Genomic DNA, 10,403 nt, shown 5'->3' with positions numbered 1-10,403 from the left:
AGCGACGCAACAGTGTGTTGCTGCGGGAGTGGAATTCTACTCAACCGCCTTCTCGAGTCAAGCCTTATTTTCAAAGGCTTTTCGAGGTTATCGACAAGGTTGTTTGCGTTGCCGCTTGCCCTGTCGATGGAGGCGCATTATAGGGAACAGATTCTTTCTGGCAAGGCTAAATTGCATGTTTTTTTGATAAAACCGCACAACCGTTCAAACAACAAACAAAAAGAAGAAAATTAGAGCTAAATCACACATTCTGGAGGCAGATGACAGGCAAGCCCCCTCTCAACTCATATAAGCCATTTCGGATTGTTGACGCGCCAGCCAAAGCTCCTCCATCTCCAACAAGGTTTGATAGATTTTCTCCGCCTGCTCTGGTCGGCTGAACAGATAGCCCTGCCCATACAAGTGGATATCGGTCAGGGATCGCAATACATCCAACTGCGCCTGTGTCTCAATCCCTTCACACACCAGACTCTTGCCCAGCATCGACCCCATCCGGCAAATATTGGCGACCAGTTCGGATGCCTCCATTGAGGTGTCAATGCCTTGTATAAAGGAGCGGTCGATCTTCACTTTGCTGACCGGTAACTTTTGCAGATAACTCAAAGATGAATAACCAGTACCAAAATCGTCCAATGCTAACAGCACCCCCTGCTGATTGAGATCCTGCATCAGTTGCAGCGAGTTCTTCACTTCCCGCATGGTGGTATCTTCCGTGACCTCCAAGACCAAGCTACGGGCAGGCAAGTGGTGCTCCATCAATGCCTTGGCCACCAGTTTGAGCAAATTACGCTGGTACATGCCTGGCGAGATATTCACACACATTTGCAGATCAACCATACCAAGCTGGTGCCACTGATAGAGCTGCTCGCAAGCGGTGTTCAGCACCCAACTGCCAACCCGTTCGGCAAGCTGGAACTCCTCAGCCACCATGATCACTTCGTTTGGCGGAATGAAGCCGAGCTCAGGGTGCCGCCAGCGCAGCAGAGCCTCGACAGCTTCGCAGCGGCCACTTTCGAGATTGACAATGGGTTGGTAATAGAGTTCCAACGCATTGTGTTCCAGCGCCATGATCATGTCCGACGCCAGATGCTTGCGCCGCGCCGTCTCGTTGAGCAGGGAGTTATCGTAAATCACATAGGGGACATGGGTCTTGCGACTATGGAACAGGGCCTGTTCCGCACGACTCAACAACTCCTGAGTCTTGTCGCTGTCCATCGGATAGAAGGCAATGCCGATCCCGACTTCGAGCCGGAAGGGATAGTTGTCATAGACGATATCTTGCTTCAGAGCATGCAGCAATCGCGCTACCAGCTCCCTGACCTGACGCAGATCGCTGCTGCCACGCTGAATAATGGCAAATTGATCTCCCCCCAGACGTCCACTCCACTCCCCCTCTTCACAGAGTACTCTGATCCGGGTAGCAAACTCACAAAGCAGATAATCACCGGTGTCATAGCCAAACTTGCTGTTGATATCCCTGAAGTCGTTGATGTCGACCAGCACCAGCCCAAACGGCACTTCCTGTGTGGCGTACAGCTCCATTCGCTCCAGCAAAGCAACCCGATTGGACAACCCGGTCAGCGGATCCCGTCTGGCCGCTCTGAAATGGCGACGCCCTTCATATATAAGCAGCATGCTGAGCAACAGCACTGACATGACCAGACCGGAGACCATCAGCAACAAGGCATTGCGCAATTGGCCAAAATGGCGATCGTTCTCGGAATAGACGTTAATATTCTTCTGCATCACAGAAGCGAGGGAGTAGGAGAGCGGCTCTTGCAGCGGGGCAAGGCGCATCATGATCTGCTGATAGTCAGATGCCCCGCTTTGCAACTTGGTGATGTCGGGCTCTATTTGGCGAATATTGGTTTCAATCAGCTGCACCAGACGCAAGGTTTTCTGCTTGTCCTGCATGCTCTTGCGCAGCTGGCCGCTCAACAGGATGGGCGTTCTGCTCCAGAGAATGTCATAACGCAACATCAAGGTGTCATGATCAATACCGCCATAGTGATAGACCTCTACCGCATTGAGGAAACGCCCGAGCTCCAGCTGCAACTGCATCAGCGCCCAGGAGACATCATAGGTGTATTTCTCCATCGCTCTGGTCGCATTCTGGATCTGCATCAGGCAATAGAGGGTGCTCCCGGTAAAGGACAGGATGGATACATACAGAATGACGAGCAGTGGCCACGCCCTGGTCTTTCCTTTCACCCCATGCTCCCGTGCTGTTTTTATCAGTGCTGAATGTCTATCAAATCCAGCTGCCAGATCATCATGTCGGTATATTCGGATCGCTTCAATTCCGGATATTGATCAAGAGGCAGCATAAACCAGACCGGCCCCTTGTCACGCACCCGCATGACAGCACCATTGTCTTCCCATGCGAGAATGGGCTCGTATTTGGCAACCTTGTCCCATTCAATGCGGATCTGGAAACTGTTCAATGCCGTCAACGTAATGGTCTTGCCATCCGCACCAACTGCAGCCAATACATCGGCCAGTTTTGGGCCTCTGTAGGTGTGCGGCTTATCCACCCACGGGTTACCGGTCACTATCTCATGTTGCGGCAGAGCCTGTAGTTTTGCCAGATCAAACAACACGTTGCCATCAACTTCGTCTGCCGACCTGATGTTGCCACCCACTTTCAGGATCACCGGCCCAGTCAGCGCCTCAGCAGCCATCACCGGCATGATGACCAATGAACACAGTAGTGTCAGCCAACCAAACATTTTCATATCGCCCCCAGATTTGCTGTCTCAACAGACTCAGTTTAGCCAGATATAAAAAAACGGCTCGCCTTGAGCGAGCCGTTTGTCAAACAGAACAAGGGGGATGATTACATCATGCCCATGCCACCCATGCCGCCCATGTCAGGCATGGCAGGGGTATCTTTCTTCGGCAGTTCGGTGACCATGCACTCGGTGGTGATCATCAGACCGGCGATGGAAGAGGCAAACTGCAGGGCGGAACGGGTTACCTTGGTCGGATCCAGAATACCCATGGCCAGCATGTCGCCATACTGTTCGCTGTAAGCGTTGTAACCGAAGTTGCCTTCGCCGTTCTTCACTGCATTGGCAATGACGGAGGCTTCTTCACCGGCGTTGATAACGATTTGACGCAGCGGGGCTTCCATGGCGCGCAGGGCAACCTTGATACCGACGTTCTGGTCTTCGTTGTCACCACGCAGACCAGCCAGTTTGGCTGCAACGCGAACCAACGCAACACCACCACCGGCAACCACACCTTCTTCAACCGCGGCGCGGGTAGCGTGCAGGGCATCTTCAACGCGTGCTTTCTTCTCTTTCATCTCGACTTCGGTGGCTGCGCCAACCTTGATCACGGCAACACCGCCAGCCAGCTTGGCTACGCGCTCTTGCAGCTTCTCACGATCGTAGTCGGAAGAGGTCTCTTCGATCTGCTGACGGATCTGGGCAACACGGCCTTCGATCACACCGGCATCACCCACGCCATCGATGATGGTGGTGTTCTCTTTGGTGATGACGATGCGCTTGGCACGACCCAGATCTTCCAGAGTCGCTTTTTCCAGCTCCATGCCAACTTCTTCGGAGATGACAGTACCGCCAGTCAGTACAGCGATATCCTGCAGCATGGCTTTGCGACGGTCACCGAAGCCCGGCGCCTTGACGGCAGCCACTTTCACGATACCGCGCATGGTGTTGACCACCAGAGTGGCCAGCGCTTCGCCTTCTACGTCTTCGGCAACAATCAGCAGCGGCTTGCCAGCTTTGGCAACACCTTCCAGCACCGGCAGCATTTCGCGGATGTTGGAGACTTTCTTGTCAACCAGCAGGATGAACGGGTCGTCCAGTTCAACGGAACCGGTCTCTTGCTTGTTGATGAAGTAGGGGGACAGGTAGCCGCGGTCGAACTGCATACCTTCAACAACTGCCAGCTCATCTTCCAGACCCTGACCATCTTCAACGGTGATGACGCCATCGCGACCCACTTTGTCCATGGCTTCAGCAATCAGCTTGCCCACTTTCTCGTCGGAGTTGGCGGAGATGGTGCCTACCTGAGCGATGGCATTGCTGTCAGCGCACGGCTGGGACAGCGCTTGCAGCTCGGCAACAGCAGCCACAACGGCCTTGTCGATACCGCGCTTCAGATCCATCGGGTTCATACCGGCGGCAACGGCTTTCAGACCTTCGTTGACGATTGCCTGAGCCAGAACGGTTGCAGTAGTGGTACCGTCACCGGCGGCATCGTTCGCCTTGGAAGCCACTTCCTTGACCATCTGGGCGCCCATGTTCTGGAACTTGTCTTCCAGCTCGATTTCGCGCGCAACAGAAACACCATCTTTAGTGATGGTCGGGGCGCCGAAGGACTTGTCCAGCACCACGTTGCGGCCTTTCGGGCCCAGAGTCACCTTGACGGCATCAGCCAGGATGTTTACGCCTTCCAGCATCTTGATGCGGGCTTCGTTACCAAACTTAACGTCTTTAGCTGCCATTTTTCTTCAATCCTTAAATCAATTCGGGGAAAAGGAGGATGGATTACTCTTCGACAATCGCCAGGATGTCGGTTTCGGAGAGGATCAGGACGTCCTGACCATCCAGCTTCTCGGTCTTCACACCGTAGCCTTCGTTGAAGATAACTTTGTCACCAACCTTCACGGCCAGCGCTTTGACTTCGCCATTATCCAGGATGCGACCAGTCCCCACGGCAAGCACTTCACCACGGGTGGACTTCTGGGCCGCAGTACCAGTCAAGACGATACCGCCGGCAGATTTGGCTTCAGCTTCGATGCGCTTGATGATGACGCGGTCGTGCAGTGGACGAATTTTCATCGATAACTCTCCCAAAATGAGTCTCATTGTTGCTTTGAGGAATGGCCGTTCCAGGCCAAATCGGATATGTCCCTGATGTGGGGCAGAGTTGCTAACCCTTCAAGGGCAAATACAAAAAAAATTTTTTCACGTACTATAAACATCTTCGATGGTTCAGCCATGTCCGCACTCTGGTGCAAGGTCGGTTCAAGCCGCCCAGTTTCCATGCAAGAACCTTCAAAGCCAGCTGTAGAGACGAGCCCTTGACCCGCACCAACCCCATGCTGACAGCCCCTATTCCGGTCGTACTGCGCCAGATGACGGGCCCCATGATCTTCGGCATCATCGCCATTCTGGCCTTCAATCTGGTCGATACCTTTTTTATCGGTATGCTGGGAACCGAAGCTCTGGCCGCCATCAGCTTTACCTTTCCCGTCACTTTTGTGGTTACCTCGCTGGCGATGGGATTGGGCGCCGGATTGTCAGCGGTGATCGGTCATACCCTGGGGCAGGGCAAACACGATGAGGCGGCCCATCTCGCCACCGACAGCCTGTTTCTGGCGGTGATCATGGTAGCCCTGCTCTCCGCGGGGGGGGCTCTCACCATCAAACCCCTGTTTACCCTGTTGGGGGCCAGTGCCGAGCTTATCTCCCTCATCCATGACTACATGCTGATCTGGTATATCACCGTCCCCATGCTGGTGCTGCCCATGGTGGGCAATGCCGCCATCCGGGCGACCGGCGATACCAAAACCCCCAGTCTGGTGATGGCAGTAGCCGGGCTGGTCAACGGGGTACTGGATCCTCTGTTGATCTTCGGTATCGGCCCCTTTCCCGAGTGGGGGATCCGCGGGGCCGCCATCGCGACCTCTATCTCTTGGTTGATGGCGATGCTGGTCAGCCTCTATATCCTGCGTCATCGAGAGGGCTTGCTGCTGTGGCGTCTCTCGCCGCGGGCTCGGTTGCTGACCCACTGGCGGGCATTGCTTCATGTCGCCGTCCCCGCCTCTTTTACCAATATGCTCAATCCCCTGGCCAATGCGGTGCTGATGACGATCTTTGCGGGCCTGGGTACCGAGGTGGTAGCCGCTTACGGCGCCGCGTCGCGGGTCGAGGCGCTGTTGCTAATTGTGATGATGGCCCTCGCCTCCGTACTGGCCCCTTTCATCTCGCAAAACTGCGGCGCTGGCAATCCGGCCCGCGCCAAGGCTGCGCTGCAAAGCTGCATGAGGTTTGCGTTGCTGTTCCAGCTCGCCATCTATGGCCTGACCTGGCTGCTCGCCCCGCTGATCGCCAATCTGTTCAGCGATCATCCGCAGGTCATTCGCCTGATTATTCTCTATCTGCATCTGGTGCCGATCGGTTACGGCTTTCAGGGCATGGTGATGCTGCTGGCCTCGGCGCTAAATGGCGTGCGAGCATCCAGTATTTCGTTCTTGTTCAACGGATTGCGACTGTTTGGTTTTCTGTTGCCAGGAGCCTGGCTGGGGGCAAAGCTGGGGGGAGAACAGGGGATATATCTGGGAATACTGCTGGCCAATCTGGCGGCGGGCACCCTCGCGTGGTGGTATGCCCGACACCGCTTCGAGGCGCTGTGCCATCAGGGCAAACCCTGATTCAGTCACTCGCCTCGGGTTTTCATCTCGTCGATTACTCTTTACGCTCAAATTCGCCTTCGATGGTGGTGCCGCCCTGCTTGGCGTTCCCCAGATGATCATCGGACGGTGCGCTGCCAAACGGCGATTGAGTACGCTGGAAGCCACCCATCTGCATCCGGAACTGGCTGCTGCCGATCAGCTTGTCAGCCAGTTTGTTACGCAGCCAGGGCTGCAGCAGCAGGACCCCGAAGAAGTCTGTGACAAAACCCGGAATGATCAGCAGCAGACCGGCCAACGCCAGCATCATGCCCCCCATCACCTCGCGGCCCGGCATCTCGCCCATCTGCATCTTTTGCTGGGAGCTGAACAGGGTCTTGATCCCTTCACTGCGCACCAGCGAGGAGCCCAATACCGCAGTCAGTATGAGCAAGCCGACTGTCGGCAGCGCCCCGATTACCGAGCCGACCTCGATCATCACGGTGAGCTCCAGTACAACCAGACCCACCAACAACAAAAACAACTTGCCCATATCCACTCCAGCACCGGTAAATTGAGAAAAAGTGGCGCCCATCCAACGATGGTCAGAGGTGATTTTGCCACCCCGTCATCACCACTTTCTGCCCTGAATAAATGGGGGCGGCCCCCCTCTTTTCAAGTTGGTCAACTGACGCCTACGTCATCAGCAATCTAAAAAACCAGCAAAAAGTCACAAAAATTTATAAAAATCATCATGATAAAAACTTCATAACATATGTGTACTTTCCTCAAAGTAATTTGAAAATGTCGCAAATTTAGTGATCCACCTCTAATAACCGATACCTCAATTGGAGTAGTATATTGATTAGTTTTTCGGGAGGTCACTCTCCCAACCGCCCCACTCGATGTGTGGTGCTTCAGGATGAGCTGTGCGCAAGGAACTCGCGACCACTCGGTGAGGATTTTTCCATTTATCTGATTTCTGAGGCATTACAATGAGCGACATCAAGAACGTCCGCATTGAAGAAGACCTGCTGGGCACCAAAGAAGTTTCCAATGATCTCTACTACGGTGTGCACACCCTGCGCGCTGTCGAGAACTTCAAGATCAGCTCTCAGAAGATTTCTGACGTTCCGGAATTCGTCCGCGGTATGGTGCTGACCAAGAAGGCCGCTGCGCTGGCAAACGGTGAATTGGGTACCATCCGTCCTGAAATTGCTGACAAGATCGTAGAAGCCTGCGACCTGATGCTGAACACCGGCAAATGCTTCGACCAGTTCCCGGTCGACGTTTACCAGGGTGGTGCCGGCACTTCCGTCAACATGAACACCAACGAAGTACTAGCCAACATCGCCCTGGAAATCATGGGTCTGGAGAAAGGCCGTTACGACGTCATCAACCCGAACGACCACGTCAACAAGTGCCAGTCCACCAACGATGCCTACCCGACCGGCTTCCGCGTTGCTGTGGTCAACAGCACTGACGTGACCCTGCATGCGCTGGAGCACCTGATCGCGGCATTCGATGCCAAAGCGAAAGAGTTCAAAAACATCCTGAAAATGGGTCGTACCCAGCTGCAAGATGCGGTTCCGATGACCCTGGGTCAGGAGTTCCACGCGTTCGCCGTGACCCTGCGTGAAGAGATCAAGTCCATCAAGCGTTGCCAGGAGCTGCTGCTGGAAGTGAACCTGGGCGCGACCGCCATCGGTACCGGTCTGAACACTCCGCCCGAGTACTCTGCTCTGGCCATCAAGCGTCTGGCCGAGATCACCGGCCGTGCCTATGTGCCGGCAGAAGACCTGATCGAAGCGACCTCAGACTGTGGCGCCTACGTCATGCTGCACGGCGCCATCAAGCGTCTGGCCATGAAGCTGTCCAAGATCTGTAATGACCTGCGTCTGCTCTCCTCCGGCCCGCGCACTGCACTGAAAGAGATCAACCTGCCGGAAATGCAGGCGGGTTCCTCCATCATGCCAGCCAAGGTCAACCCGGTTATCCCGGAAGTGGTCAACCAATCCTGCTTCAAGGTATTCGGTAACGACATCACCATCACCTTCGCCGCCGAAGCCGGTCAGCTGCAGCTGAACGTCATGGAGCCGGTGATTGGTCAGGCAATGTTCGAATCCCTGAGCCTGATGGAAAAAGCCTGTATTTCCCTGCGCGAGAAGTGCGTGGAAGGTATCACCGCCAACCCGGAAATCTGCATGAATCACGTGCTGAACTCCATCGGTATCGTGACCTACCTGAACCCCTTCATCGGCCACCACGAAGGGGATATCGTCGGCAAGATCTGTGCCCAGACCGGCAAGAACGTCCGCGAAGTCGTTCTTGAGCGCGGCCTGCTGAGCGCCGAGCAGCTGGACGAAATTCTCTCCATCGAGAACCTGATGAACCCGCAATACAAAGCCAAGCGTTTCACCCGCGAAGCCGCCGTATAAGCGAGTGTGGGCCGGGATCTTCCCGGCCCATAAAGTCAGTTCCCGATTGGTCTTTATCCCCAGCCCGATCGGGAATTGGCTTTTTGCCAAATAAAAACCAAAAACTAAAAAATGGAGTTATCGCTATGATTGGAATCGAGTTACTTGTCGTGCTCGCCGCTATCTATCTGGGGGCCCGGATAGGCAGCATCGGCATCGGCTTTGCCGGTGGTCTGGGGGTACTGGTATTGACGTGGGGTCTGGGCATGCCCATCCCGAGCGATCAACTGGTCAGCTACATCCCTTGGGATGTGATCATGATCATCGCGTCCGTCATCTGCGCCATCGCCTGTATGCAGCTGGCTGGCGGGATGGACTATCTGGTCTTCCTGGCAGAAAAAGCGCTGCGCAAGAACCCCAAATACATCACCTTCGCCGCCCCGGTGGTCACCTACCTGATGACCATGCTGGCCGGTACCGGTCATACCGCCTTCTCCACCCTGCCGGTGATCGCTGAAGTGGCCAAAGAGCAAGGGATCCGCCCATCCCGTCCGCTCTCCATCGCAGTTGTCGCCTCCCAGATCGCCATCACAGCTTCCCCGATCTCTGCCGCTGTGGTTGCCTTCTCCGGCATGCTCGAGCCGTTTGGTGTTGATTATCTGACCCTGCTGGCCATCTGCATCCCCTCTACCTTCCTGGCCTGTATCCTGGGCGCCTTCATTGCCAACATGATGGGCAAGCCGCTGGAGCAGGACGAAGTCTATCTGGAGCGCAAAGCCAAGGGCCTGATCAAACTGCGTGGTACTACCAAGCTCGAGATCAAGCCGTACGCCAAACTGTCGGTCTGGATCTTCATCGCCGCCATCGTTGCTGTCATGGCTTATGCCACTGCCATCTCCGGTAAAGTGGGCCTGATCACCAACCCGCCGATCCCCCGTGACGGTGCCATCATGGGCATCATGCTGGCAGCAGCCACCATCATGACTCTGGTGTGCAAACTGGACGCCACCCAGGTCACCAACATGCCGACCTTCAAGTCCGGTATGTCCGCCTGTATCTGCGTACTGGGTGTGGCCTGGCTGGGTAACGTCTTCGTGAAAGGCAACATGGACACTATCCAGCTGATCGCTGGCGACCTGCTGAACCAGTACTCCTGGCTGCTGGCCGTGGTGCTGTTCTTCGCTGCCATGCTGCTCTATTCACAAGGCGCCACCACCAAAGCGTTGATGCCTGCCGCACTGGCACTGGGTGTCAGCCCGCTGACTGCGATTGCCTCTTTCGCAGCCGTGAGCGCCCTGTTCGTACTGCCGACCTACCCGACCCTGCTGGCTGCGGTAGAGATGGACGACACCGGCTCCACCCGTATCGGTAAGGCGGTCTTCAACCACCCCTTCTTCGTACCGGGCACCGCCACCATCGCCATCGCCGTGGCACTGGGCTTCTTCTTCGGCGGCATCCTGCTGTAATTCATCGCCTGCCGATCGCCAAATAAAAATCCCCGCCAGTTGGCGGGGATTTTTTTATCTCTTTTGTCCCGTCCTGAATATGGTTTACACCTTTCCCCCCAATAAATGGAGAACTCGATGGGACAAGGTGTGAAACGGACACAGCGCGATTACTCGCTG

The 10,403-nt window shown here is 55.3% G+C and carries 9 protein-coding genes; 4 read left to right on the top strand and 5 right to left on the bottom strand.

The features are described from left to right. Positions 1-234 (top strand): hypothetical protein (locus tag AB5Y82_RS03970; RefSeq protein WP_368173686.1); only part of this gene is annotated, 234 nt, incomplete at its 5' end. A 45-nt stretch (positions 235-279) separates the two neighbouring features. Here AB5Y82_RS03970 and AB5Y82_RS03965 read toward each other — a convergent pair. From AB5Y82_RS03965 to AB5Y82_RS03950, 4 genes are all read right to left on the bottom strand, one after another. After that, complete coding sequence (locus AB5Y82_RS03965) at positions 280-2,211, bottom strand: bifunctional diguanylate cyclase/phosphodiesterase (protein ID WP_005340581.1); 1,932 nt, start codon at positions 2,209-2,211, stop codon at positions 280-282. A 23-nt stretch (positions 2,212-2,234) separates the two neighbouring features. Continuing rightward, a complete protein-coding gene (locus tag AB5Y82_RS03960) occupies positions 2,235-2,735 on the bottom strand; it encodes a molybdopterin-binding oxidoreductase (protein WP_162632684.1) in 501 nt (166 codons plus the stop codon). A 101-nt stretch (positions 2,736-2,836) separates the two neighbouring features. Next, complete coding sequence (gene groL / locus AB5Y82_RS03955) at positions 2,837-4,471, bottom strand: chaperonin GroEL (RefSeq protein ID WP_005340575.1); 1,635 nt, start codon at positions 4,469-4,471, stop codon at positions 2,837-2,839. Positions 4,472-4,514: 43 nt separating this feature from the next. Further along, positions 4,515-4,808: a co-chaperone GroES gene (locus tag AB5Y82_RS03950; RefSeq protein WP_005340573.1), complete on the bottom strand. Its 294-nt coding sequence runs from the start codon at positions 4,806-4,808 to the stop codon at positions 4,515-4,517. Between the two features lie 260 nt (positions 4,809-5,068). On the opposite strand from AB5Y82_RS03950, the gene AB5Y82_RS03945 reads away from it, so the two are divergent. Beyond that, entirely contained in the window at positions 5,069-6,403 is a 1,335-nt protein-coding gene (locus tag AB5Y82_RS03945; RefSeq protein ID WP_234888419.1) for an MATE family efflux transporter, read from the top strand. 34 nt (positions 6,404-6,437) lie between these two features. Here the strand turns inward: AB5Y82_RS03945 and AB5Y82_RS03940 are convergent, their stop codons facing one another. Further along, positions 6,438-6,914, bottom strand: a complete 477-nt coding sequence (locus tag AB5Y82_RS03940) for an FxsA family protein (RefSeq protein ID WP_111901721.1) — start codon at positions 6,912-6,914, stop codon at positions 6,438-6,440. 442 nt (positions 6,915-7,356) lie between these two features. Between AB5Y82_RS03940 and aspA the strand changes: the two genes are divergently transcribed. After that, positions 7,357-8,799, top strand: coding sequence for an aspartate ammonia-lyase (gene aspA, locus AB5Y82_RS03935; protein ID WP_005340569.1), 1,443 nt, complete (start codon positions 7,357-7,359; stop codon positions 8,797-8,799). A 125-nt stretch (positions 8,800-8,924) separates the two neighbouring features. After that, positions 8,925-10,244 carry an anaerobic C4-dicarboxylate transporter gene (locus tag AB5Y82_RS03930; protein ID WP_021229055.1) on the top strand — a complete coding sequence of 440 codons (1,320 nt, stop codon included), beginning with the start codon at positions 8,925-8,927 and terminating at the stop codon, positions 10,242-10,244. Positions 10,245-10,403: the final 159 nt, after the last annotated feature.

This window comes from Aeromonas sp. s13 (assembly GCF_040907905.1).
Classification (GTDB): domain Bacteria; phylum Pseudomonadota; class Gammaproteobacteria; order Enterobacterales; family Aeromonadaceae; genus Aeromonas; species Aeromonas veronii.
This window is presented reverse-complemented; position numbering and strand designations above follow the sequence as displayed.

Bases quoted from the DNA above. Each gene is read 5' to 3' on its own strand.
- AB5Y82_RS03960 (WP_162632684.1), bottom strand. From the start codon at position 2,735: ATGAAAATGTTTGGTTGGCTGACACTACTGTGTTCATTGGTCATCATG.
- groL (WP_005340575.1), bottom strand. From the start codon at position 4,471: ATGGCAGCTAAAGACGTTAAGTTTGGTAACGAAGCCCGCATCAAGATG.
- AB5Y82_RS03950 (WP_005340573.1), bottom strand. From the start codon at position 4,808: ATGAAAATTCGTCCACTGCACGACCGCGTCATCATCAAGCGCATCGAA.
- AB5Y82_RS03945 (WP_234888419.1), top strand. From the start codon at position 5,069: ATGCTGACAGCCCCTATTCCGGTCGTACTGCGCCAGATGACGGGCCCC.
- AB5Y82_RS03940 (WP_111901721.1), bottom strand. From the start codon at position 6,914: ATGGGCAAGTTGTTTTTGTTGTTGGTGGGTCTGGTTGTACTGGAGCTC.
- aspA (WP_005340569.1), top strand. From the start codon at position 7,357: ATGAGCGACATCAAGAACGTCCGCATTGAAGAAGACCTGCTGGGCACC.
- AB5Y82_RS03930 (WP_021229055.1), top strand. From the start codon at position 8,925: ATGATTGGAATCGAGTTACTTGTCGTGCTCGCCGCTATCTATCTGGGG.